This is a genomic window from Hydrogenovibrio marinus (assembly GCF_013340845.1).
Lineage (GTDB): Bacteria > Pseudomonadota > Gammaproteobacteria > Thiomicrospirales > Thiomicrospiraceae > Hydrogenovibrio > Hydrogenovibrio marinus.
The window spans coordinates 402316-428260 of record NZ_AP020335.1 but is presented as its reverse complement, the minus strand read 5'-3'; the positions used below and the strand labels follow the sequence as shown (position 1 = coordinate 428260).

General features: G+C 44.6%; 25 protein-coding genes. 8 read left to right on the top strand and 17 right to left on the bottom strand.

All coding sequences use genetic code 11. The features are described 5' to 3' along the window. Positions 1–57: 57 nt before the first annotated feature. Both parC and HVMH_RS01985 read right to left on the bottom strand, forming a co-directional pair. Entirely contained in the window at positions 58–2289 is a 2232-nt protein-coding gene (parC, locus tag HVMH_RS01990) for a DNA topoisomerase IV subunit A (RefSeq protein WP_029910371.1), read from the bottom strand. Between the two features lie 41 nt (positions 2290–2330). After that, complete coding sequence (locus tag HVMH_RS01985) at positions 2331–2612, bottom strand: heavy-metal-associated domain-containing protein (RefSeq protein WP_029910374.1); 282 nt, start codon at positions 2610–2612, stop codon at positions 2331–2333. 101 nt (positions 2613–2713) lie between these two features. On the opposite strand from HVMH_RS01985, the gene HVMH_RS01980 reads away from it, so the two are divergent. Beyond that, positions 2714–3058, top strand: coding sequence for a PilZ domain-containing protein (locus tag HVMH_RS01980; protein ID WP_081822721.1), 345 nt, complete (start codon positions 2714–2716; stop codon positions 3056–3058). A 45-nt stretch (positions 3059–3103) separates the two neighbouring features. After that, positions 3104–3469 (top strand): PilZ domain-containing protein, encoded by a 366-nt coding sequence (locus HVMH_RS01975; protein WP_029910377.1) that lies wholly within the window; start codon positions 3104–3106, stop codon positions 3467–3469. A 47-nt stretch (positions 3470–3516) separates the two neighbouring features. Here HVMH_RS01975 and parE read toward each other — a convergent pair whose 3' ends face one another. Continuing rightward, the gene (parE, locus tag HVMH_RS01970; protein ID WP_029910380.1) at positions 3517–5403 is read right to left on the bottom strand and encodes a DNA topoisomerase IV subunit B; all 1887 of its coding nucleotides are present in this window, start codon (positions 5401–5403) and stop codon (positions 3517–3519) included. Between the two features lie 185 nt (positions 5404–5588). Here parE and pdxH point away from each other — a divergent pair, with 185 nt between their 5' ends. The 3 genes from pdxH (at position 5589) to HVMH_RS01955 (ending at position 8968) form a co-directional block, all read left to right on the top strand. Beyond that, on the top strand, positions 5589–6236 hold the full coding sequence (pdxH, locus tag HVMH_RS01965; protein ID WP_029910381.1) for a pyridoxamine 5'-phosphate oxidase: 648 nt from the start codon (positions 5589–5591) through the stop codon (positions 6234–6236). 23 nt (positions 6237–6259) lie between these two features. Next, positions 6260–6964 (top strand): uracil-DNA glycosylase, encoded by a 705-nt coding sequence (ung, locus tag HVMH_RS01960; protein ID WP_051623219.1) that lies wholly within the window; start codon positions 6260–6262, stop codon positions 6962–6964. A 174-nt stretch (positions 6965–7138) separates the two neighbouring features. Next, complete coding sequence (locus tag HVMH_RS01955; RefSeq protein ID WP_232087788.1) at positions 7139–8968, top strand: methyl-accepting chemotaxis protein; 1830 nt, start codon at positions 7139–7141, stop codon at positions 8966–8968. Between the two features lie 13 nt (positions 8969–8981). On the opposite strand, the gene HVMH_RS01950 is transcribed toward HVMH_RS01955, so the two are convergent. Genes HVMH_RS01950 through glyQ form a run of 7 tightly spaced genes read right to left on the bottom strand, consistent with a single transcriptional unit; the run spans position 8982 to position 15590 of the window. Further along, entirely contained in the window at positions 8982–9668 is a 687-nt protein-coding gene (locus HVMH_RS01950) for an OmpA/MotB family protein (protein WP_029910390.1), read from the bottom strand. Next, positions 9665–10411 (bottom strand): OmpA/MotB family protein, encoded by a 747-nt coding sequence (locus tag HVMH_RS01945; protein WP_029910393.1) that lies wholly within the window; start codon positions 10409–10411, stop codon positions 9665–9667. The genes HVMH_RS01950 and HVMH_RS01945 overlap by 4 nt, the downstream gene beginning before the upstream one ends. 16 nt (positions 10412–10427) lie before the next feature. Next, on the bottom strand, positions 10428–11255 hold the full coding sequence (locus HVMH_RS01940; protein WP_029910396.1) for a motility protein A: 828 nt from the start codon (positions 11253–11255) through the stop codon (positions 10428–10430). 12 nt (positions 11256–11267) lie between these two features. Continuing rightward, positions 11268–12002, bottom strand: coding sequence for a lysophospholipid acyltransferase family protein (locus HVMH_RS01935; RefSeq protein WP_029910399.1), 735 nt, complete (start codon positions 12000–12002; stop codon positions 11268–11270). Beyond that, on the bottom strand, positions 11999–12535 hold the full coding sequence (gmhB, locus tag HVMH_RS01930; RefSeq protein ID WP_029910404.1) for a D-glycero-beta-D-manno-heptose 1,7-bisphosphate 7-phosphatase: 537 nt from the start codon (positions 12533–12535) through the stop codon (positions 11999–12001). The genes HVMH_RS01935 and gmhB overlap by 4 nt, the downstream gene beginning before the upstream one ends. Positions 12536–12591: 56 nt before the next feature. Continuing rightward, on the bottom strand, positions 12592–14670 hold the full coding sequence (gene glyS, locus HVMH_RS01925; RefSeq protein ID WP_197942626.1) for a glycine--tRNA ligase subunit beta: 2079 nt from the start codon (positions 14668–14670) through the stop codon (positions 12592–12594). Next, positions 14670–15590 carry a glycine--tRNA ligase subunit alpha gene (gene glyQ, locus HVMH_RS01920; protein ID WP_029910409.1) on the bottom strand — a complete coding sequence of 307 codons (921 nt, stop codon included), beginning with the start codon at positions 15588–15590 and terminating at the stop codon, positions 14670–14672. The genes glyS and glyQ overlap by 1 nt, the downstream gene beginning before the upstream one ends. Before the next feature lie 120 nt (positions 15591–15710). On the opposite strand from glyQ, the gene HVMH_RS01915 reads away from it, so the two are divergent. The 3 genes from HVMH_RS01915 (at position 15711) to HVMH_RS01905 (ending at position 18444) form a co-directional block, all read left to right on the top strand. Then, on the top strand, positions 15711–15962 hold the full coding sequence (locus HVMH_RS01915; RefSeq protein WP_081822722.1) for a sulfurtransferase TusA family protein: 252 nt from the start codon (positions 15711–15713) through the stop codon (positions 15960–15962). A gap of 105 nt (positions 15963–16067) precedes the next feature. After that, positions 16068–17360, top strand: a complete 1293-nt coding sequence (locus tag HVMH_RS01910; RefSeq protein ID WP_029910415.1) for a peptidoglycan DD-metalloendopeptidase family protein — start codon at positions 16068–16070, stop codon at positions 17358–17360. After that, on the top strand, positions 17353–18444 hold the full coding sequence (locus HVMH_RS01905) for an anhydro-N-acetylmuramic acid kinase (RefSeq protein ID WP_269473358.1): 1092 nt from the start codon (positions 17353–17355) through the stop codon (positions 18442–18444). Before HVMH_RS01910 ends, HVMH_RS01905 begins: the two co-directional genes overlap by 8 nt. Positions 18445–18566: 122 nt before the next feature. On the opposite strand, the gene HVMH_RS01900 is transcribed toward HVMH_RS01905, so the two are convergent. From HVMH_RS01900 to cgtA, 7 genes are all read right to left on the bottom strand, one after another. Further along, entirely contained in the window at positions 18567–19745 is a 1179-nt protein-coding gene (locus HVMH_RS01900) for a citrate synthase (protein WP_029910421.1), read from the bottom strand. Positions 19746–19760: 15 nt separating this feature from the next. After that, a complete protein-coding gene (gene erpA, locus HVMH_RS01895) occupies positions 19761–20102 on the bottom strand; it encodes an iron-sulfur cluster insertion protein ErpA (protein WP_029910425.1) in 342 nt (113 codons plus the stop codon). Positions 20103–20207: 105 nt separating this feature from the next. Beyond that, positions 20208–21251 (bottom strand): N-acetyl-gamma-glutamyl-phosphate reductase, encoded by a 1044-nt coding sequence (gene argC, locus HVMH_RS01890; protein WP_029910428.1) that lies wholly within the window; start codon positions 21249–21251, stop codon positions 20208–20210. Positions 21252–21403: 152 nt separating this feature from the next. Next, complete coding sequence (gene groL / locus HVMH_RS01885; protein WP_029910431.1) at positions 21404–23038, bottom strand: chaperonin GroEL; 1635 nt, start codon at positions 23036–23038, stop codon at positions 21404–21406. Positions 23039–23110: 72 nt separating this feature from the next. Continuing rightward, positions 23111–23401 (bottom strand): co-chaperone GroES, encoded by a 291-nt coding sequence (locus HVMH_RS01880; RefSeq protein ID WP_029910434.1) that lies wholly within the window; start codon positions 23399–23401, stop codon positions 23111–23113. Positions 23402–23634: 233 nt separating this feature from the next. Further along, positions 23635–24762, bottom strand: coding sequence for a glutamate 5-kinase (proB, locus tag HVMH_RS01875; protein ID WP_029910437.1), 1128 nt, complete (start codon positions 24760–24762; stop codon positions 23635–23637). A gap of 30 nt (positions 24763–24792) precedes the next feature. Further along, on the bottom strand, positions 24793–25854 hold the full coding sequence (gene cgtA, locus HVMH_RS01870) for an Obg family GTPase CgtA (protein ID WP_029910439.1): 1062 nt from the start codon (positions 25852–25854) through the stop codon (positions 24793–24795). Positions 25855–25945 lie beyond the last annotated feature (91 nt).

Below are 25945 nucleotides of genomic sequence, written 5' to 3'. Positions count from 1 at the left end.
CTAAAAATCTCTACAGTCGCTTAAGCAACTTTAAGACCAACTTTATTTTTTTAGACTCTATTCCTTAACCAAACGAATTTCAGTGACCTGTTTCAGGGTTCTTGGCAAAGTGACTCCTTTCTTAGCCCTAGCGGAGAAGGCTTCTTCTATTGCCGTAGGGCCGAAAGGCTTCGCATAATCACCGGCAACCAACTCTAATTTAGCGCCAGGACTAAAGGCAAATACTGCCGTCACCGCTTCCCCCTTGGGCATTTGAATCAATTTATTACCTTTCCCTTTTGCGATTTCCGGCAACTCGGATTGTTCAAAAACAAGCATTCTTGGCTCGCTAGTCGTCACAATGACCCAATCTCCTTCTTTCACGATAGAAGGCGGAAGCACTTTTGCGCTCTTATCGACACTTAGTGCCGCTTTTCCGGACTTGTTCTTCGAAGATAAGTTCTCTAACTGGGCAATAAAACCATACCCAGCAGAACTGGCAAGGATAAAGCGATCTTGATCCTGCCCTAAAATTACACTTTCAATACTGGCTCCTGTCGGCAAGCTCAAGCGACCGGTTAACGGCTCACCATGGCTTCTTGCCGAAGGTAAACTATGGGCTGCCAATGCATAAGCCCGCCCAGTCGAATCCAAAAAGATTGCCGTTTGTCGGCTTTGCCCTTGCGCTTGATGCTTGAAGGAATCTCCTGACTTATAACTCAGAGCACGACCGTCAATATCATGACCTTTTGCCGCACGCACCCATCCTGTTTCTGACAGTACAACTGTAACCGCTTCAGACGGCAAAAGATCTTGTTCGCTCATAGCTCGAGCCATTTCAGCGCTAACAATTGGAGAACGACGCTCGTCACCATAAAGCTCAGCATCGGCAATCAATTCTTTTTTCACCAAGGTTCTCATTCTGGTTTCGCTGCCAAGCGTTTTTTCCAGCATTTGACGCTCTTTGTCCAACTCGTTCTGCTCGGTACGGATTTTCATCTCTTCCAAGCGCGCCAAGTGACGTAATTTCAACTCAAGAATGGCTTCTGCCTGTGTTTCCGTTAGGTTAAAACGCTCCATCAAAACCGGCTTAGGCTTATCTTCTTCTCGGATAATGGCAATCACCTCATCAATATTGAGGTAGGCAATTAGCAAACCATCCAAAATATGCAGCCTTGCCAGCACTTTATCCAAGCGGTATTGCAAACGTTTTCTAACGGTCTCAAGACGGAACATCAACCACTCGGTCAAAATATCTTTTAAGCTTTTGACTTGAGGGCGCCCGTTCAATCCAATCACATTCAGGTTAACGCGATAACTTCTTTCCAAGTCAGTGGTGGCAAACAAGTGAAGCATGGCTGCCTCGACATCAATGCGGCGTGAACGTAGTTCGATAACAATTCTGACTGGATTTTCATGGTCAGACTCATCTCGTAAATCTACAACCATCGGCAATTTCTTCGCACGCATTTGCGCGGCGATTTGCTCCAATACTTTGGAACCGGAAACTTGAAACGGCAAGGCATCAACCACCACATTCACACCATCTTCCACTTCGTAACGCGCACGCTGACGAATGGTTCCATTTCCAGTCTGATACAAACGCTGCATTTCGCTTTTTGGTGTGATCACCAACGCACGGTTTGGATAATCCGGCCCCGGAACGTGTTCAAAAATTTCTTCATCGGTAATGTTTTTGTTTTCCAGAATGGCAACGCAGGCGCCGACGATTTCTTTGAGGTTATGAGGCGGGATATCCGTCGCCATCCCTACGGCAATACCAGAAGTACCATTCAATAGAACGTGAGGCACACGAGACGGCAACACACTGGGTTCATTTAGAGAGCCATCGAAGTTCGGTACCCAATCCACCGTACCTTGCCCAATCTCTTCCAGCAACAACTGACTGAATTTTGACAGTTTGGCCTCGGTATAACGCATGGCAGCAAACGATTTCGGATCATCGACAGACCCCCAGTTGCCTTGCCCGTCAACCAATGGATAGCGGAAAGAGAAATCCTGTGCCATCAACACCATGGCTTCGTAACAGGCAGAGTCACCATGTGGATGGAATTTACCTAACACATCCCCAACGGTACGCGCAGATTTTTTGTGCTTTGAAGAAGCCTTCAACCCCAGCTCTGACATCGCATAAATGATCCGTCTTTGAACAGGCTTCAGACCATCTCCGATATGCGGAAGTGCACGATCCAAAATAACGTACATCGCATAATCTAAGTAGGCCTTTTCGGTAAATTGAGCTATGGTTTGATGTTCGATGCCTTCGTAGTTGATTGATTGCTGGCTCATGCGTCGTCTTTTCTCTAAAGGTTTAAATTAGGTTCGTTCGATTATGCTTTGTCAGACATGCTACCAACGGCACAGGAAATAAAAGATTTCGCTTTTGCGCCCACCGAAGCCATTCCCTGAATCGTACCGGCTTCAGGATATCCCATGCCGGCCAATTGTGCTTTAACCTGCTCAACTTGATTTTCGTTGTCGGCCTCAAAGCGGACTTCACCGTTTTCAATATCGACCTGAACATCAGCGACACCTTCCAACGATAAAAGTTTTTTGGTGATGCTATTGGCGCAACCACCACATTTAATATTCTCTACCTGAAGGCTATACATTATGTTATTTCCTCTAAATCCGGTATGATGAATCTTGTCCATGATTATCAAGTTAATTTATCATAGAAATCTATTCGAATAAATGCGCAATCTCTAAACACATGAAATCAATAATACCTAACAGACGCCACTACGAACGGGTTTCGACCGAAAGACCCGTTACCTTATTAACGCCTGAAAACAATACATTACAAGGCAAAATGGTCGACCTTTCCATTCACGGTGCAGGGATTATCGTCTATTCAGAGTACATCACTTGCAAAGAAGTGCAAATCATGTTCAATTTACCGACCAACGGCGGAACGCCACTTACCCTTTCAGCAGTCATCACGCATAACAGCTCAATTAGAGGAGACTGTTTTTTAGGGCTAGAATTCGTCGGGATTCTAAAGAACTACGAATCGGCAATCCACGAATTTATTCGATTTCATCATCGATTGGATTAAAATAACTTTCAAAACGATAATAACTAAGAGTTTCAGAGACACCACATGCTCTTCAACAATCCATCTGTACATACCGAACGTGCTGCAAGGGTCAGAGGCCAAACCGTTACTGTTGACGCTGTCTTAACAGAGATATCCATCAGTGGCGTGGTAGTTATCAGCCCGAAAAGAGCCAGTATCGGCACACGTGTTGAAGTGTTCTTTGAGATTCCTGCAAAAGGCTATTTTAGAGAGCTGAGCACAACAGGATTTGTCGAGCACTTTCACAGTGCGGACAATGGATTTCTATTAGGCATCCGTTTTGAAGACGTTCCTGACGAGATCAAAGACTACATTCAAGACTTTATCGACTATAAAGAACGCCTACATCAGCTTGGCAAAAAGACTCACCACAAACCCGACAACAGCTAACCCCAACCTGGCAGATTTTTATTAACTTTCTCTGCCTAGGTCAAATCTTAAATCACCGCAGCCAAGTCGCCTTTTTCTTCCAGCCACTCTTTACGATCAGCTGAACGCTTCTTCGCCAACATCATATCCATAATGGGAATTGATTCCGCTTCGTCCATGCTCAGTTGAACTAAACGACGAGTTGCCGGCAACATTGTAGTTTCACGTAATTGCGAAGGGTTCATTTCCCCTAGACCTTTGAATCGCGTTACCTGTATCTTACCCGGTAATTTTTCGGTCTCTATGCGATCAATAATCCCTTCTCTTTCAGCTTCATCCAAGGCATAGAACACCTGCTTACCGACATCGACACGATACAACGGTGGCATCGCGACATAGATATGTCCATTTTCAATAAGCGCAGGGAAATGCTTAACAAACAGCGCACAAATCAAGGTAGCGATATGTGCACCATCAGAATCCGCATCCGCCAAAATACAAACCTTACCGTAGCGCAAACCGGACAAATCTCTGGAACCTGGATCAACCCCCACAGCCACACTGATGTCGTGAATTTCCTGTGATGCAAGAACCTGAGAGGAATCTACCTCCCAAGTATTCAAAATTTTTCCACGTAGCGGCATAATCGCCTGATAGTTTTTATCTCGTGCCTGTTTTGCGGAACCGCCGGCCGAATCTCCTTCCACCAGGAATAGCTCGGTCATATTAATGTCCGACTCAGTACAATCCGCCAACTTCCCTGGCAATGCAGGACCGGAAGTAATCTTTTTACGGGTAACTTTCTTGGCTTTCTTATTACGGCTTTGTGCGTTATTGATAACGATTTCAGCAATTTTCTCGGCAATCTCAGTGTGTTGGTTCAGCCACAAACTAAAAGCATCTTTAACCACACCGGAAATAAATGGCACACACTCACGCGAAGACAAACGCTCTTTGGTCTGACCAGCAAACTGAGGTTCTCGCACTTTGGCTGACAAAACAAATGCGACATTTTGCCAAACGTCTTCAGGCGTCAGCTTTATGCCACGCGGCAATAAATTACGGAATTCACAAAACTCACGAATGGCATCAGTCGCTCCCGAGCGTAAACCGTTGACATGTGTCCCGCCCTGTGGGGTAGGAATCAAGTTAACATAACTTTCTAAAAGCGCTTCCGCAGGTTCTGCTAACCAAGCGATCGCCCAGGAAACACCTTCATGTTCCCCATTCACATCCCCAACAAATCCTTCAACCGGGAAACGCTCAATACCATCCAGCGCATGATTCAAATAGTCTCTCAAACCATCTTCATAGTACCATTCGCATTTTTCGTCGCTGATTTCATCAAAGAAAGTTACCTGCAACCCGGGACTCAACACCGCTTTTGCACGGAGCAAATGCTTTAGCTTCGACAGCGCATATTTAGGCGTATCGAAAAAGCTGGCATCTGGCCAAAAGGTAACTTTGGTTCCTGTATTTTTTTTGCCGACTTTGCCTATTTCCGTCAATGGTTCAACAAGGTTGCCGTTTTCAAAAGCAATCTGGTATTTAACACCATCACGTCTAATCTCAACCTCAACACGTTTTGACAAGGCATTGACAACAGAAACGCCCACACCGTGCAAACCACCTGAAAACTGATAGGCCTTATTGGAAAACTTTCCACCTGCATGCAACTTAGTGAGAATAACTTCAACACCAGGCACGCCCTCTTCAGGGTGGATATCTACCGGCATTCCTCGCCCATTATCTTCAATCGACATACCGCCATCTTTATAGTGAGTGACGATAATTTCACTGGCATAACCTGCTAGCGCTTCATCCACAGAGTTGTCGATAACCTCTTGTGCCAAATGGTTAGGTCGAGTGGTATCGGTATACATCCCAGGGCGTTTTCGAACTGGATCCAGCCCTGTTAGAACTTCGATTTCTGAGGCATTATAGTTTCCGCTCACTAGCAACAACTCCTGCAAACAATTTAATGACGATTTTAGCTTTTCGGTAATGCTCGTATGTTGAGTTACAAACGAGTCTCCGCTATATTACATAAAAAAAGAGACAACACCAAGATTCAACCCAAATCATATCTGTGAACAATAGGTTCACTGACATCAAATTAACTCAAAATAGAGACATATCAATGCCGAATCGTGATTATCACTCTGAGAGACGCGAGTACAACTTCGCTTCACTTGATAGAGACCAGATTGACACCAATCCTTTTGAGCAGTTCACGAAATGGATGACTTTCGCTCACCAAGAAACAGAGATTAAAGATCCGACCGCCATGTCAGTCACCACGGTCGATGCTGAAGGACAACCCCACAGTCGAGTCGTACTCTTAAAGGAATTTTCCTCTTCAGGTTTTGTGTTCTACACCAACTACAACAGTGCGAAAGCTCATGAACTTGCAAATAATGCCAAAGCTGCACTCTTGTTTTTCTGGCCAGAGCTTGACCGACAAATTCGCATTGAGGGAACAATTTCTAAAATTGACCCCGAAAAATCCAAGGCTTATTTTCACAGCCGCCCAAGAGGCAGCCAGCTAGCTGCATTAATTTCCGAACAAAGTGAAGTGGTCACAGATCGTGCGACACTTGAGCAGCGACTACAACAAGCTGAAACGACTTACCAAGACCAGGAAATTCCTGCCCCGTCTAACTGGGGTGGCTATCAATTGAAAGCCAATCTTTTTGAGTTTTGGCAAGGTAGACCAAACCGCTTACATGATCGTTTTCGCTACCTAAAAGAAGGCGAGGACTGGCAAATAGATCGCCTTTGCCCTTAAACACGCGTGACCAACTAAAAGCTATGACAAATACCAACCACATGATTGACTTAGAAGCATCCTGGCTATCAAAACTCAAACAAGAATTCGATATGCCCTATATGCAGCAGTTGAAGGCTTTTTTACTCGCGGAAAAACAACAAGGCAAAACCATCTTACCGAAAGGAAGCCTTTGGTTTAACGCGCTTAACTCTACGCCATTCGATCAAGTTAAGGTAGTTGTACTCGGGCAGGACCCTTACCCCACACCCGGACACGCCCATGGGTTAAGTTTTTCTGTACTACCGGGCGTCTCTCCCTTGCCAAAATCCCTACTTAATATCAATCAGGAGCTCTTAACCGATGTAGGCGTGAACAATGCCCATACAGGCTACTTGCAGCCCTGGGCAGATCAAGGTGTCTTGCTACTAAATGCCGTTCTAACCGTGGAAGCGGGTAAGCCCAACGCACACCAAAACAAAGGCTGGGAGCAGTTTACCGATAAAATCGTACATCTATTGGCCGAAAATAATGAGCATTTGGTGTTCATTTTGTGGGGCGCTTACGCTCAGAAAAAAGGAAAATTTATCGACCGAAAAAAACATTTTGTGATTGAGTCTCCACACCCATCACCCCTTTCTGCTTACCGTGGTTTTTTTGGTAGCCAACCCTTTTCTAAGACCAACAGTTATTTGCAACAGCATGGCCAAACACCGATAAACTGGCAACTTCCAGTTGCTTCATCTTAAAAATCCAGAATTTCCACATCTATATACCCCGTTGTTAAAACCCGTTTTTTAGGCAATTACCCCCTATAAAACCGTGGGTTTCTCCACTTTTCACCTAGGTAAGAATCCATAGGTTTTATGCTAGACTGTAAATATTAAAACCAGCACTCTTGTGACCAAACGAGCTTTAATATTATGGACAACAACATCGAAATCCAAAAAGCTGGCTTATGGAGCCGGGCAAAAATATCAACCTTGAGTATCATCTTACTTGTCATGATGGCCGGTGCAGGTGTCTTTTTCACCACCGCCTTTAGTGTTCTCCACATTCAACTAGATCGAGCATTAAAGGACTGGTTGACCATCCAGAAAATTCTGTCTGACACTGGTGCATTAAAGACATCGAACCTTCAAGCACACAGTGACCAACTTTCTCATAGCATTGAGGGCGTAAAGTCTATGACCATTTACTTCATCATTGCTGTGCTCGTTGCTGTCGGTGCTTTTTTCATTTTGATGTATAACACGCTTATTGGAAAAATCGTCAGACCAATCAAAGAAATGGAAAAAGGCATTTTGGAAATCACCTCCACCAATGACTTCTCAAAGGTTTTGAATGCCAAATATCAGGACGAAGTTGGACAGGTCATTCGCTGTTTCAATGGACTGACAGGCGACCTAAAAAACGTATTCGATCGCATCAACAGTAATCTAGAACAAGTAGCAAATGGTAACTTTGAACAACGCTGTACAGTGAATGTTCACGGGGATCTTGAAACCTTGAAAAACCGAGTAAACGCATCTGTTGATAGTGTACATGTCACCATGAATTCTTTGGAAGATATTGGAGATGCGATTTCTAATGGTGACTTCTCCATACGCATGAACCCTGAAGTCAAAGGCAATATCCGCATTAAAATCGACACTGCCATGCAGAACATGGATACCATCATTCAACAAATCAACGGCGTGATGCAAAAGGTAATGGTCTCAGACTTTAGTGAACGTGTTACAGGCGAAGCAAAAGGACAAATGGCAGAACTCAAGTCCTTCATCAATGAAGCGGTTTCCGAAATATCCCAAAGTATTCAGGAACTGAACACTGCAACCAAACACCTGAGCCAAGGTGATCTTGCCTACAGTATGACCAGAACATTCAGTGGTGACTTGAAAGCTTTGCAGGACAACCTGCAGCATGCAGTGAGTCAACTGAATGACTCTATGACACAGGTCATCAGTACCTCGTCAGAAGTCGCGCAAGGGACATTTGAAATCTCTCAAGGCAACGACAACCTATCGGAAAGAACACAATCGCAAGCAGCCTCTTTAGAGGAAACTGCATCGGCTGTCGAGCAAATCACTTCTACGGTACAACAGACTTCCGATCACGCCCAACGCGCACACCAATTGGCTACGGAAACCATGAAACTTGCCAATGATGGTCGTCAGGTTATGCAAAATTCCGTTGAGTCGATGTCTCGCATTCAAGAGTCCAGTGAACGCATCAGTGACATCATTGCACTGATTGACAGCATAGCTTTCCAAACAAACCTATTGGCACTTAACGCGGCGGTTGAAGCTGCTCGTGCCGGAGAGCATGGTCGAGGCTTTGCGGTTGTTGCCGGTGAAGTCCGAAGCCTCGCCGGAAAATCTTCGGATGCCGCCAATGACATTAGAAAGCTCATAGATGAAGTTGTCGCAAAAGTAAATCAAGGGGCTTCGCAACTTAATGAAACCAACGAAGCTTTCGACAAAATCAATCACGGTGTGCAAACTGTAACCGAAATTGTAGCTGAAATCACCGTCAGCGCTAGAGAGCAGGCAACAGGTATCGGTCAAGTAAACCAAGCTATTTCGCAATTAGACAGTGCTGTTCAACAAAATGCAGCATTGGTTGAAGAAACTGCCGCCAACGCGTCTCATCTGACAGAGCAGGCTATAAAACTTCAACAGGATGTGTCTGGGTTTCAAGTAAAGGGAGTAACCTCTCACAAAGGCAATTATGCGCTACCGCACAAAGACTAAATTAGCATAGCAGTTACTTTTCCAACTTCTCTTGATGTGTGAAGTTAGCCGTGATGACAATTTTCACCCGGCGGTTTTTGGCACGACCGTTCAAGGTGTCATTTGAGGCAATCGGACGATACATACCATAACCTGCAATCCCGAATAAATCCTGCGGCAACCCACTCGAAGTGGACAGAAGCTGCATTACACTTTCCGCCCTCATGGTACTTAAGAACCAGTTATTTCTTAGACTTGATTCCGGATTGATTTTTGCATTATCAGTATAACCGGCAATGGAGATTTCCCGCCGTAAATGCAACCCTTGTTTTCCTGCATCATAAGCAATACCAGCAGGCAGGACTTTCGATTGCTCTTCAGTCAACAATGGAACTTTTTTCAATTCTTCTCCCACTTCTGTTAACTCTTTTGCCAGTCTCTCGGATGGTTTAAATCCTCCTTCTACAAAAGCTTGGTCGTTATTAATATTAATCTCCACCCCCAGCGAAGTTCTTTTTACCTTGATGAAAATGGCATCTTTCAATCTATCCGTCAACTCAATAGATATCTGATCTAAGTCATCTTCCAGCCATTTCTGAACTTTTGAAATTTCACCTTTGTTCAACACAATCATCAAAATAAAAAACGTAATCAAAAGCGTGACCATATCGCCAAAAGACAAAAGCCAACCTGACTTGATCTTTTCGGATTTAACACTCATGACTGCTCCTCTGGCCTGGTGATGATTTGAGGCAACAGATAGATTTCAACACGACGATTAATGGGATCCATAGAATTACTGGAAATAGGTCGCAAGCTGCCGTAACCGGCAATACCAAATCGATCTCCGGGAATCTGACTATAGAGCTGAATGTAATTCATAATGGCGTAAGCCCTGAAGCCACTAAGCTCAATATTGCTCTGATATAAAGCGGTTTTTGCCAAAGTGCCTGCATCAGTATGGCCTTCTACACGAAGCGTCATGATCAACTCATCGCCATTCTCAATCTGAATAGCCTTAACCAAAGATTTATGCGTTTGAGCGTAATTTTCAAAACCCACTTGTTTCAGCAATTGAATCAATTGGTTCAAATAGGGTAAATATAAAGGGTTTATTTTTGCACGAGCAGCTGCGAAAAGCTGATTCTTCTCAAAGAGCTCAGGTTTGAAGGTAAGTTTGACACCTTTTGCAACCGTATTATCAACCTCCAACCAGCTCATTCCATCTTTCTGAGCTTGCGTTTTTACATCTCGGTAGAGTGCATTGATGACTTTTTGATAGCTGCGTTTTTCCTGACTGGTTTCGATACCGACTATGGCGATAATAATGACAAACAATGCTAATAGAGAGGTAAACAGCGCGATGAAAATAATTTGAGACGAACGATAGCGCTTAAGCTGTAAAAAGCCGCTCGCTTCGACTTCCGCTTCTTGTTTGGACTGATTAAGGAGCATACGCTTCATGGTTTCTCCTTGGCCTCTAATGAAGCTCTAAATCTAGCTTCTGCTTGGTTTTGTGATTAACGTAGGAAAGTAGACTTTCTTTCATCATCAATGGTGGCAGTTTCTGTTTCAGCCCCATCACACCGTAGATAATGATTTCATCTTTTACCACTTCTGCATCGGAGAGCACTTTTAGCTTCCCTGCCATTGGAATGAAAATAAAATTTGCGAACAGCACCCCATAGAAAGTTGTCACCAACGCCAACCCCATCCCGGTCAACAGCGAGTTCAACATGTTTTCAGACTGCCCAACCACATTGGCAGCATCGCCTCCACCGACCTGTGAAGTCATCATCATAATCAACCCCATTACCGTCCCCATCATACCGAATGCTGGCGCATAGGAAGCCATATTGTTAAAGACATCCTGGCAATTCAAATGGCGCATGCGCATGGAGTTAAGGTGATTCTCAAGACTTAATCGTAGATGTTCTTCATCACGATAAATCATCATTTCTGTCAAAGCAAACGTCAGGAATCGGTCTGACTGATTCTCTATCTCTTTTTCCAAGGCCAATTCTCCCTTGGTATAGGCTAGATGAGATAGATACATGAGTTGTTCGATGATTTTTGATTCCGACTCCGGCTCGGCAACAAGCACTTTACCGATACCTTTGAAGAAACAGGCTATCTGATTCAAAGGATAATTTATGAAAGCGGCAGCGAATGTACCGCCCAAAACCACCAATAAAGCCTGCAAATTAAAGAACGCGGATAGCAATTGACCTGATTTAAAATCGACCATATTGAACAGGACGACAACTAAACCCAGAATTAATCCGATGATGCTCGCTAATTTGCTCATTTATTGTAGGTTTTAAGCACCTCCACTCTCTTCGGGAGGGGACGGTAGGTGCGTTCTAAACCAATCCTCTAGTTGTTGGTTGATTTCTTCAACTGAAAATGCCGTTGGATCAATCGATGGACTGATGTAAACATCTATCATCCCCGGATGGATAAGCAAACTGCCTGAAGGCCAACATTGTCCTGCATTATGCGAAACAAAATAGGTTTTGGCTTTTGATCGATTGGCAAGGATTGCCCCGCCCGTATTGATTTTGCCTATCTTTCCATATGATGTTCGGGTACCTTCCGGAAAAATTACGACCCAAACACCCTCTGCAAGCTTTTCATTCCCTTGATTAATGACTTGCATCATCGATTTTCGGCCAGCTTTACGATCAATCGCAATCGGCCCCATCATCCTTAAACCCCATCCAAAAAAAGGAATTTTCAATAATTCTTGTTTTAATACAAAGGTTTGGCGAGGAAAAAACTCCTGAAACGCAAAAGTCTCCCATGCCGACTCATGTTTAGCAAGGATTACGCCAGGTTGGGATACATCCAGATTTTCGCGCCCGTAGACCTGATACTTCACCCCACAAGTCCACTTCAACCAACGAATCGTAAAACGCGCCCATAGGTGAATGTACGCATAGCGTGCAGAGGGTGATGCAACCCATAAAACCTGAGCAGTCGTCACAAAAAAAATCAGTGTAATAATTTGTCCTGTAAAAAATATGATCGATCTTATTGCTGTCAAAAACTTCATAACAAACTCTCCACAGCCGTCAAAAGATTGTCGTAAACCGGTACATCAGACAATTCAGACGCATTTTTTGCCATCGTTCGTTCGCCCTTGCCGGTTTTAACCAATAGTGGTTGCATGTTCATTGCCTGAGCGACTTGAATATCGGCAATTGAATCGCCAATCATCGGGCATCCGGCCAAAGACACATCGAAGCGATTTTGTATGGCTTGTAGCATTCCTGTACCAGGCTTTCGACAAGGAGAGTTATCTTCAGACACATAAGGCGAGTAGCTAATCCAATCAACTGCAACACCATGCTCGGCTAGCAGTCCAACGAATTTTTGATGCATTGCATGCAACGTCTGACGGGAATAATATCCTCGTCGTACACCGGATTGGTTGGTGGCAATAGCAACTGTCCACCCTGCTTTTTTCAGCTTTGCAATGGCTTCAACACTACCTGATTCGGGAATCCATTCATTCGGGTGTTTGATATAGGCGTCCGAATCCTGATTGATAACACCATCACGATCCAAAACAATGATTTTATTCATAAGACAACAATATACACAAAAGAGAACGGGCGAATGACATCGCCCGTTTGGTTGAATTAAGCTGACAAGCGTGAAATATCAGCAATCTGCAAAAAGAGTTGATAAATCTGGTTTAACAAAGCCAAACGATTGTTGCGAACGTTCAAATCATCTGCCATAACCATGACGTCATCAAAGAATACATCGACAGGCTGACGGATTTTCGCCAATGTCTGCATCGCTTGCGCGTAGTCTCTATCCGCAATCAAACGACTGACTTCTTCTCTCAGCTCATCTAAAGTAGCAAACAGGTTCTTTTCTGCATCTGTTTCGAACAAATTAGTATCAACCGTTTCTGCAAAAGGCTCATCCAACTTTTTCAATATGTTCGAGATACGCTTATTTGCTGCACTCAAACTTTCCGCTTCGTCCATCGCACTGAACTGCTGAACCGCAGCAATACGCTTGTCAAAATCTATCGGATGACTTGGTTCACAAACCCTAACCGCCTCAAACTCTTCAGCTGAAATACCTTTATCAGCATAGTAAGCTTTCAAGCGACTGACAATAAAATCGTAGATATCTGCTGCCAATGCATCCGATGCTTCAACCTCATCATGAAGTTTCAAGCTTTCGCGAATCAGTAACATCAAATCCAGATTCAACTGCTTTTCAATCATGATTCTTAGCAAGCCTAATGCTGAACGACGCAACGCAAAAGGATCTTTATCTCCAGTAGGCACCTGACCCAAACCAAAGATACCGGTAATGGTATCCAGTTTGTCAGCGATCGCCAAAGCCTGCGCAACGCCGGAATTTGGTAAATCATCACCCGCAAATCTCGGCTGATATTGTGCGTCTAACGCATCTGCAACTGCGGCATTCTCGCCTTGCTCCAGAGCATAGTAACGCCCCATAATGCCTTGCAATTCAGGAAACTCACCAACCATTTCAGACATCAGATCACACTTGGATAAACGTGCAGCCCTTTCCAAAAGCTGTGGTTCTTCACCTAATGGCTTGCCGATTTTGACCGCCAAGGTTTCAAGGCGTTCAATCTTATTGAACAGAGTTCCCAGCTTTTGTTGGAAAACAACCGTTTTCAGACGTGGTAAAAAGTCGTCAAGCGATTGCTTACGATCTTGATCCCAGAAAAACTTGGCATCCGACAATCTTGGTCGAATAACGCGTTCATTCCCCTTCTTCACTGAATCCGGGTTATTACTTTCAATATTTGAGAAAGTAATGAACTTCGCCATCAAACTACCGTCTTGGTTTAGCAAGTGGAAATACTTTTGATGCCCTTTCATTGCAGAAATCAGCGCTTCAGACGGTACCGATAAAAATACTTCATCGAAATCACCCACCACAGCCTGCGGCCATTCATTCAATGCTGTGACTTCTTCCAACAGATCTTCATCAATGTCGGCAATACCGCCCAACGACTGTGCAGCCGCTTCAACCTGCTCACGAATCATGTCAGAACGTGAAGCAAAGTCAGCTTTCACTTTCCCTTCTGTTTCCAGTGTATTCAAGTAAACAGAAGGAGAAGTAATTTGAATTTCTTGTGGCGCATGGAATCGGTGACCACGCGTGGTGTTGCCTGTTTTCAACCCTAGAATTTCGGCAGGAACAACGACACCATCCAACAACATCAACGCCCAATGCACTGGACGAACAAACTCAACATCAGACGCCCCCCATCTCATACGCTTCGGTATCGGCAGTTTAGCCAAGGATTGATTGACGATTTCAGGCAACAATACTTCGGCAGCTTGCCCTTGTTGCGCCTGATAGTAAACCATCCAAGTACCCTTATCGGTTTCAACCTCAGAAAGTTCACTGACCTCTGCGCCACAACCACGAGCAAACCCAAGCAAGGCTTTGGTAGGCCGACCTTGGTCGTCAAAAGCCGCTTTTTTCGCGGGCCCTTTTTTCTCGACGGTTTTATCTGCTTGAACACGCTGAAGTTGTTCAACTCTCACCGCCAAACGACGAGGAGAGGCATAGATACTGACTGTGCCATAAGACAACTCAGCCTCATCCAAACCTGCTTGAATACCTGAAGCGAAGGCTTCAGATAATTTTTTCAATGCTTTCGGTGGAAGCTCTTCCGTCCCGATTTCGACCAAAAAATCTGCTGTCGTCATCGTCATTATTGGGCACCTCCATCTTTCACTAATGGGAACCCTAAGGCTTCACGCCCCTCATAATAGGCTTCAGCAATTTGTCTAGCCATTGCTCTTACTCTTCCGATAAATCTCGCTCTCTCGGTCACACTGATGGCATGACGCGCATCCAGTAAGTTAAATGCATGAGAGGCTTTCAATACTTGTTCATAAGCTGGTAAAGGCAACTTGTCTTCTACCAACTTGGCAAAAATCGTTTCACACTCATCAAACGTACGGAACAAAATATCCGTATCCGCCTTTTCAAAGTTGTATGCCGACATTTCGACTTCATTTTGATGGAAAACATCTCCATAGGTGACTTTGCCTTCTGGCCCATTTACCCAAGTCAAATCGTAAACGCTATTCACCCCTTGCAGATACATGGCGATACGTTCCAAACCGTAGGTAATCTCACCTGTCACCGGACGACACTCCAAACCACCAACTTGTTGGAAATAGGTAAACTGAGTCACTTCCATGCCATTCATCCAGACTTCCCAACCAAGCCCCCAAGCGCCCAATGTTGGTGACTCCCAGTTATCTTCCACAAAACGAATATCGTGTTCTAACGGATCAATCCCTAGATTGCGCAAAGAATCCAAATACAACTCTTGAATATTGTCTGGCGACGGCTTCAGCATGACCTGAAATTGATAATAGTGCTGCAAACGGTTAGGATTTTCACCATAACGTCCATCTGTCGGGCGGCGACAAGGCTGCACATAAGCCGCTCTCCACGGCTCTGGCCCGATTGATCTTAGGAATGTGGATGGGTGAAAAGTTCCTGCACCCATTTCGTTATCATAAGGCTGCATGATAACGCACCCTTGTTCAGCCCAATAGGCTTGCAATGTTTGGATTAACCCTTGAAAAGTTAAAATATCGGTTGCTGCGTTTGAAGACACTTGAATTGTTTCCTATCTGAGTGTTTCGGGATGTTTTTTCGTTTAAAATGTTTCTATTCGTGTTCGACACGTAAAATTCTGATAATTATACCAATTTAAAGTCACAAAATTAGGAAGAAAATGCCTGAAAACTACGCAATAGACGCTAAAGGACTTAGATGTCCAATGCCGGTGATCAAACTGCAGCAAGCCATTCGCAATGCAGCGTCGGGTGATACCATCACTATTGAATGCACAGATATGGGAGCCGAAAAGGATATTCGCAGCTGGTGCAAAGTGAACAAGCACCAAATGACAGACTGCTCAAAAAAAGAAGGGGAATTTAAAGGCCAAACAACATCCGTACTATTCATTACAGTTGCTGTCAGATAGCATCAATTTGCCAATCTGACAATTGACTCCGCTAGATTCTATTCCGGTTTTCAGTATAATCAGAAACCATACATTCAAAAATTTCAGTTAGGTAAGAACACTCTCGTGCAGGCTTTCATTAAAAAATTGGGGTTTATCGTCACATCGCTCCTATTGGTGAGTCTCTATGCATTTAATTCTGATGCGAGCCAGCCCTTTGAGAAACAAACCTTACCGCTACCACCACTTCACTCACAACTAGACCCTTCTTTAGGTCTTGATATCTCAAACAAAACTAGCTCAGCTAAATGGGCTAAATACTCGGTCAAGATTCCAAAAAACGGTTCTTTATCCGAGGCGCTGGATAGCCTAGGCATCAGCGCAGCTACAGCCTTTGAAATCAAAAAACTGAAGAATAGCCGTTACTTGACCCAACTCCGTGTTGGAGACACCTTACACATCTGGGTTGATCAAAGCAGAGAACTACAAAAGATTGACTACCCAAGAACTCGCGGGCTTCACTATCAATTAACACGCTCTGACGAAGGGTTCAAAATTCAAGCCGTTGAGCACCCTGTCGAAACCAAAATAGTCTCAACCGCCGGCGTGATCAAGCACTCTTTTTACTTAAGCGGCCAGGATGCAGGGTTAAGTGCAAACACCATTATGAATCTTGCCGACATCTTCAATTGGGAAATTGACTTTATCCGCCAGCTTCGCCCTGGCGACCCATTCAAAGTTATTTACGAACAACGTTTTATTGACGGCCAATATGTCGGCGATGGTGACATCTTAGCGGCAGAAGTAACAACAGCGGGCGATGACAAACACACCGCATTCCTCCTTAGAAGCGCTAAGGGTAAAAACATCGGATACTACGATATCCACAAACACAACTTGAAGAAAGCCTTCCTGCGCAACCCGGTAGACTATGTGCGCATCACCTCCACTTACAAACCAATGAGATTCCACCCAGTACTCAAAAAATGGCGCGCGCACCGTGGCGTTGACTATGGCGGACCTGTTGGCACCCCAATTCACGCAGTGGGTGAAGGTCAGATCGTCAAGCGTGGCTGGAGCAATAGCTACGGTAGAGTCATCTATATCAAACATGCTGGGAAATACACCACGGTCTATGCTCACATGTCGCGTTTTGGAAAATTCAAACAAGGGCAATGGGTAAAACAAGGGCAAGTCATTGGTTACATCGGGCAATCAGGGTTAGCAACTGGCCCTCATCTACACTATGAATTCCGCATTAATGGTCGATTTGTCGATCCCATGAAGGTCAAATTCCCAGACGCTGCGCCGGTTCCGAAAAAGTACCGCACGCAATTTGTCGAGTATGCTGCCTTGATGCATAGCCAACTGGACAGATTAACCCCTCAAAACACGCAACTAGCGAGTCGCTTTGAGTAGCTTTCTCTACTTAGGGTTAATGTCAGGTACCAGCTTAGATGGTGTCGACATTGCGCTGACTGAAATTTCTGATGACTCTCGCACTATTAGATGCCTAGTATTTGACACCATTCCCTACCCGACTGAACTGAAAGACGAGTTACATGCACTAAACTTAAGTAGTGACGTATCACTACACTCGCTTGCCAAGCTACAATCAGAACTCGGTCAACTCTATAGCGATAACATCAACCGCTTCCTGAAAAAAAATGACCTCACTAATCGCCACATTAAGGCCGTTGGTTCACACGGGCAGACTATTTTTCATGACCCAAACGTTTCAATGTCAATACAAATCGGTCACCCGGCCTTTATCGCCAAACAAACCGGCATCAAAACTGTGGCCGACTTTCGCATTGACGACATGGCCAATGGCGGTCAGGGTGCCCCGCTGGCACCGGCATTCCACAAAACACTATTCCAAGAAAACAATGAACGCTTGGCTATTATCAACCTAGGCGGCATCGCCAATGTCTCTTTACTGTCGGAAAACGGGAATGTCATTGGCGCGGACACAGGCCCTGCAAACGGTTTAATGGATGAAATTTGCCAACGGCATCTGGGCATAAATTATGATGCAAACGGTGCTATTGCTGCCTCTCACAACCCCGACCAAACGCTGCTAATGAAAATGCTGGCAGAGCCTTACTTTGCAAAAGCCTTTCCTAAAAGCACAGGAAGAGATTTATTCAATCTGAATTGGCTAAACCAATTCGACACCAAACACCTGTCAACCGAGGTTCTAATATCAACGCTCAACCAACTAACGGTTGAAACGCTTGCGAATGCAATACGTGGCTTTGATGTTGAAAAAGTAATCTTATCGGGTGGAGGCGCTGAGAACAGCACTTTAAAAAGCAGATTACAGACTGCTTTGAACGTTGAAGTACAGACTGCTTTTGATTATGGCGTCAACCCGCACGCCATAGAAGCCATGATGATGGCTTGGCTAGCCGATCAAAGATTGAACAAAAAACCTGTCGAATTACAATCAATCACCGGTGCTTCTAAAGCTTCCATTCTCGGCGGCGTCTGGCTACCTTAACCCCAGAGTATTACACACCGACTCTTTGCAAAAATCTGCCAGGTTGGGTCATGCCTTTCGCAACAAATAAAAATGCCCAACAAAAGTCGGGCATTTAAAATTCAAGCTTGTTCAGCAGGTGGCTATTTATCCATAAAGTCTGGGTCACCGTGACCACGCTGCTCCAATGGAATATAACAAGCACTTCCAACACCTGTGTAAATCTGAGTTGGTCTAAAAATCTTGTTGTCTTGTAACTGTTCACGCCAATGCGCCATCCAACCAGCAGAACGCGCTACCGCAAAAATAGGTGTAAACAAACCAGCGTCAAACCCCATTTCTTTATAAAGAATACCAGAATAGAAATCGACGTTTGGATAAACCCCTTTGTGCCCCAGCAGCTCTTCACAGACTCTTTCAACTTCTTGCGCAGTATCAAACGCGATACTTAGACTGCCAGATTTACTTTTCAAGATATCACTGGATAGCTTTTGCAGAATCGTAGCGCGAGGGTCCTTGGTTTTGTACTCACGATGCCCCATCCCCCAAATCACTTTCTTCTTGGCAAGACGGTCTTCGATATAAGCTCGTGCATTTTCAGGGCGCCCGATCTCGTCCAGCATTTCGATAACCATTTGGTTGGCACCGCCATGTAAAGGACCTGACAAAGAAGCGATGGCAGAAGCAATAACCGAACAAGGGTTTGCCAAAGTCGAACCTGTCACCATTGTGGTGAACGTTGATGCATTGATGGTGTGCTCCGCATGCAAGATCAAGCAAGCGTCCAACAAACGCGCCCAGTCTTTATCCGGCTCTTCACCCGTCACCATATACAAGAAATTTTCGGCATAGCTTAAATCGGTACGCGGTTCGATTGGATCATAACCATTACGCATGTGTTCCCACATAGCAACCAAGGTCCCCATGTGAGCGATGATTTTTACGGTTACGTCATTGATATAGGCTTGGTTTTCAGTACCACCTTTCATATATTCGGTACTTGGATAGAAGCTCGCCAAGCTCGCAACAACCACCTGCAACATGTGCATTGGATGTGTTGTTGACGGTAGATTGCGCATCATTTCACGAATATTGAATTTAGCGCGACGAGATTGACGTAGAGACTGATCAAACGCTCCCAACTCTTCTTTGGTTGGCAAGCGACCGAAGAGTAGCAACAACGTCGTTTCTTCAAACGAAGATTTCTCCGCCAGCTCCATAATATCGTAGCCCCGGTATGACAAAATGCCTTTCTGACCATCAATGAAAGAAATTTCTGATTTGGTAGCAGGGACACCTGCCAATCCTGGGATATATTCCATAAGCCTATTTACAAATTAAACACTAAAAGATGACCCGCAACCACACGTAGTCGTTGCATTCGGGTTTTCAATCACAAAGCGTGCGCCTTGCAAGTCTTCAAGATAATCAATCTTAGCGCCCATCAAGTATTGAAAACTCATTGGATCAATCATTAGTTTGACGCCACTTTTTTCTACAACAGTATCGTCTTCCGCTTGGTTTTCATCAAAAGTGAAACCGTATTGGAAGCCAGAACAACCTCCACCGGTAATGTACACGCGCAGTTTAAGTTCAGGATTACCTTCATCTTCAATCAAACCACTGACTTTTGAAGCGGCGGCATCCGTAAAATTTACTGGAGTTGGGATTTCTGACATAACGACCTCCTTCAGAGCGTTATCAATTCTAAGAAAGGTATTATAACCCAAAACCCTTCTTTTAAGAATGTAAGGACAGCTTTGTCCTAGAAACTAATAGGTTAATTATGGCAATAGCGCTACTTGTTGTAGCCCCGTTGTTTCCGGCAAGCCAAATAAAATATTCATATTTTGCACTGCCTGACCGGAAGCGCCTTTGACCAAGTTATCGATAACAGAAGTTACCACAACCAATGGACTGTCTTCTGGACGATAAATCGCCAAACGACACATATTGGAACCTTTCACCATGCGTGTTTCAGGCAAACTTCCCGCCGGCATTACATCGACAAAAGGTTCATATTGATAAGCAGACTCATACAAAGCCTGGATTTCAGCCTGAGATTTTTCAACTGCCATCGTGGCATAAATCGAGTTTTCCATCCCACGAATCATTGGCACTAGATGAGGAACAAAAGTAAGCCCAACGTCTTTTCCAGCTTGTTGTGCAAGCTTTTCTTTCATCTCTGGCAAGTGACGATGTCCGGCAACGCCATATGCTTTAAAGCTCTCGCTCATTTCTGCGCCCAGCATCGCCACACTAGCACCTCTACCCGCACCGCTTACGCCTGACTTACCATCAGCTATGATTGAGTTCAAATCAATCCAGCCTGCCTTCACCAGCGGTAACAATCCGAGCATAATGCTGGTTGGATAGCATCCCGGATTTCCAATAATGTCAGCCTTTTGAATCGCATCACGGTAATATTCAGGCAAGCCATAAGCGACCTTTGGAAACAAGTGCTTTCCTGTATGCTCGTGCTTGTACCATTTTTGCCAGACATCCAAGTCTTCAAGACGGAAGTCAGCCGCCAAGTCGATAACTTTGACGCCTTTTTTCACTAGCGATTCCGCCATGCTCATCGCTACGCCATGTGGTGTCGCAAAAAACACCACATCGCAAGTTTGTAGTTGCTCGACATCAGGCACCGAAAAACACAGGTCGTAAAACCCTCTTAGGTTGGGATACATATCAGCGACAGCAACCCCTTCTTCACTACGAGAAGTAATCATCGCAACTTCGGCATTCGGGTGGTTTGCCAGAATTCTCAGCAATTCCACACCGGTATAACCTGTTCCACCGACGATTCCAACCTTAATTTGTTTCATTATTTACGACCTTCAAAATTCTTTTAGACAGACCTGTAATTTTGCCAGAAAACAGCAAAAAAATCAGCGTTAGTTTATTCAGCAACCTTTCTTTTAAGGACAAAAAAGCCGGCATAAGCCGGCTTTTTAGAAAGAGCGATGCTCGGTAGATATTACATCATACCGCCCATGCCCCCCATTCCACCTGCTGCGCCAGCATCAGAACCGCCATCTTTAGCTGGAAGATCAGCAATCGCTGCTCCAGTCGTCAAGACAAGTCCTGCGATAGAAGCTGCGTTTTGTAGTGCAGAACGCGTTACTTTAGCAGGGTCAATGATACCTGCTGCAATCATGTCTACATACTCTTCTTTCGCTGCGTCAAAGCCGAAGTTACCTTCACCTTCCATCACTTTGCTAACAATAACAGAACCTTCTAGGCCACAGTTAGTAGCAATTTGACGCATAGGCTCTTCCATTGCACGTAATGCAATCTTAACCCCTACGTCTTGGTCGTTGTTATCGCCCGCCACGTTGATTTTTGATTTAGCACGAACCAAAGCAACACCACCGCCTGCAACGATACCTTCTTGTACCGCAGCACGAGTTGCGTGCAGTGCATCGTCAACACGGTCTTTCTTCTCTTTCATTTCAACTTCAGTTGCCGCACCCAACTTCAATACTGCAACACCGCCTGACAATTTAGCCAAACGCTCTTGAAGTTTTTCTTTGTCATACTCAGAAGTCGTGTTTTCAACTTGAGACTTGATTTGTGCACAACGAGATTCGATATCATCTTTTGAACCCGCACCGTCAATCAACTTCGTTGAATCTTTACCAACAACTACAGACTTGGTTTCACCCAATAGATCCAAAGTTACGTTTTCTAACGTCAAACCAACTTCTTCAGAAATAACTGTACCGCCAGTCAATACCGCCATGTCTTGCAACATCGCTTTACGACGCTCACCGAAACCAGGCGCTTTAACCGCAGCCACTTTCACGATACCACGCATGTTGTTGATAACCAAAGTTGCTAGCGCTTCACCATCAACATCTTCAGCGATAATCAACAAAGGACGACCTGCTTTTGAAACAGCTTCCAAAGTTGGCAGCAACTCACGAATGTTAGAGATTTTCTTGTCATAAAGAAGAACGAATGGCGTTTCCAATTCACAAACCATTTTTTCTTGGTTTGTCACGAAGTAAGGAGATAGGTAACCACGGTCAAATTCCATCCCTTCTACCACAACCAGTTCATCTTCAAGAGAAGAACCTTCTTCAACAGTGATAACACCTTCAGTAGAAACTCTTTCCATTGCGTCTGCAATCATCTTACCGATTGTCGCATCAGAGTTCGCAGAGATCGTACCTACCTGAGCGATTGCTTCAGAAGTTGTACAAGGAACAGACATCGCTTTGATTTCCGCAACAACAGCTTCAACTGCTTTGTGGATACCACGATTCAAATCCATAGGGTTCATACCAGCCGCAACTGCTTTCATCCCTTCACGAACGATTGATTGCGCAAGAACGGTTGCAGTTGTTGTACCATCACCTGCAACATCATTGGTTTGAGAAGAGACTTCTTTAACCATTTGCGCACCCATGTTCATGAACTTGTCTTCAAGTTCGATTTCACGAGCAACAGAAACACCGTCTTTAGTCACAGTCGGTGCACCAAAGCTTTTCTCTAGTACAACGTTACGACCTTTTGGCCCTAGTGTGACTTTAACAGCATCTGCAAGGATGTTAATCCCTTCAACCATCTTTTCACGGGCATCTAAACCAAACTTTACTTCTTTTGCCATTGTGTATTCCTTTTACTTAAATCTATTTGTTCAAATATTTTAGACAATTCTAAAAAATGCACTATCCAATCATTAATCAATGATGGCGATGATGTCGTCTTCACGCATTACTTTCAGCGCTTGACCGTTGTCATCTTTTACTTCTTGACCAGAGTATTGGCCAAAAAGCACTTTGTCGCCTACCTTCACAGTCATAGGGATAATAGAACCGTTATCCGCAGCCTTACCTGGACCAACCGCAACAACTTCACCACGATTTTCTTTTTCTTGTGCAGAACCTGGTAGCAAAATACCACCAGCAGATTCTTTCTGCTCTTCAACTTGGCGAACTACAACGCGATCATGCAAAGGTTTGATATTCATACATTACTCCTAAAAAAATGATTTGATTTCATAAATATATCGCTTTCAATTAGCACTCTATCTATGAGAGTGCTAAACATTTTAGACAATCATTTAAAGCTGTCAAGAATATAGTGACGCTTTTCTGTTTTTCAAGGATAAGAAAGGAAAAATATTGAGCACCCAACCTGGTAGATTTTAATCAAGATCTGCCAGGTTGGGGTAAGCAGAACTCAGACGGGAAAGAAAAGAGATTATTCAGACAATACAAAGTTATCGCAATGAATCAAGAACTCGCCTTCGTTATACCCAAGCAAGGATTCTATTTCTAATGACGGCTTGCCGATAATTCTTTGTGCATCGTCAAAATCATAATTCACCAGACCTCGGCCCACTTCTTGATTCTGCTGATTGACACACACCACCATTTCACCACGACGGAATTGCCCCGAAGCTTCCAACACACCTATCGGCAACAAACTTCTGCCTGTACGTTTTAGCGCCTGTACCGCACCATCGTCCAGCACCAACTGGCCTTTTGCCTGCAGGTGGCCTGCTAACCATTGCTTACGCGCTGTCATTGGCTCCAAATCAGGAATCAACAAGGTGCCGATTTGCTCACCGGACTGCAACCTTGGCAAAATATTCGCCTCTCTACCCGAAGCTATAAAGGTTGCCGTGCCGGAACGAGCTGCACGCTTTGCAGCCATAACTTTGGTGTACATGCCGCCCTTACCTAACAAACCACCTTCTGGGCTCGCCATGGCTTCAATGTCTTTGCGACTCACATGCGCTTCGGAGATGAGTTTCGCATTCGGATTGGTACGCGGATTATCGTCATACAACCCTTGTTGATCGGTCAAAATTACCAAAATATCCGCCGACACCAAATTGGCGGTTAACGCTGCTAAAGTGTCATTATCCCCAAAACGAATTTCATCGGTTACGACCGTGTCATTTTCATTAATGATAGGGATCACGCCTTGCTGAAGTAGTGTCTGAATGGTATTTGAAGCATTCAAATACCGAGCACGATTTGACAAATCGTCATGTGTCATGAGAATTTGTGCCGTTAAAATTTGATGCTTTGAAAAAGCTGATTCATAGGCTTGAATCAAACCCATCTGTCCTACAGCAGCGGCCGCTTGAAGTTGATTGATTTCCGTTGGACGCTTTGCCCAACCTAAACGCTTGATCCCTTCTGCAACTGAGCCGGACGAGACAATCACCACTTCAACTCCCTGATTTCTCAAGGCTACCATCTGCTCAACCCATTGGTTCATTGCGGACAGATTCAACCCTTTGCCATCATCCGTCAGCAAGGCACTGCCGATTTTTACGACCCAACGCTTAGATTTTTTGACTGCTTCTCGACTTTGCACGCTAATTTTTCTCGCTAAAATCCAATGCAATTAATCCAAAATATCGCTTTCGGATGCTTCGTCCGATACTTCTCTGGCATACTGACGATTTTGATGCAGGGCATAGGCAATGTCTTTGACCAAAGCCTCAGTGCCTTCTCTATTGACCGCCGAAATATAATACACAGGTCCTTGCCAATCAATTTGCTGAACAATATTGTCACATAGTTCTTGCGCTTCTTCCGGCAACAAAAGATCTGTTTTGTTCAAAACCAACCAACGCTCTTTAGAGGCAAGATGCTCACTGTACTTTTCCAACTCGGCTTCAATCACACGAATCGATTCGACAGGATCTGACTCATCCATCGGTGCGATATCCACAACATGCAGCAAAAGACCTGTTCTAGACAAATGCTTCAAGAACTGTATACCCAGTCCTGCCCCTTCCGAGGCGCCTTCGATCAAACCAGGAATATCCGCGATAACGAAACTGGATTCAGGCGATACTCGCACAACCCCTAGGTTTGGATAGAGTGTGGTAAAAGGATAGTTTGCAACCTTTGGTCTCGCTGCAGAAACTGCGGTAATCAAACTAGATTTACCTGCATTCGGCAGCCCTAGCAGCCCGACATCCGCCAATACCGCTAGCTCAAGCTGCAGATTTCTTTCTTCACCTGGTTCACCCGGCGTAAATTGGCGAGGGGTACGGTTGGTACTGCTTTTGAAATGGATATTACCCAAACCATGACGCCCGCCCTGTGCGACCAAAAGCACTTGATCATGCTCAATCAGGTCACCGATCAATTCTTCGGTATCGACATCTCGCACTAAAGTACCCACTGGAACTTGGATATACAAATCCTCACCCGCTCGACCCGTTTTCTGTTGCCCCATTCCTGCCTGGCCATTTTGAGCCTTATAGTCACGGGTAAAACGAAAATCCACCAAAGTATTCAGATTGCGATTAGCCTTAAGATAAACACTACCGCCATCACCGCCGTCGCCCCCGTTAGGGCCACCAAATGGAATATATTTTTCACGACGAAAACTCGCCACACCGTTTCCACCTCGGCCGGCGACTACATGGATTGCCGCTTCATCTACAAATTGCATGCCTATCTCTTTTTTGACTTTGCATCTAAATAAAAACAAAAACGAATGCTCCATTATAAAAGCTTTCGTTTCTCAAATATAGTTGGTGAAA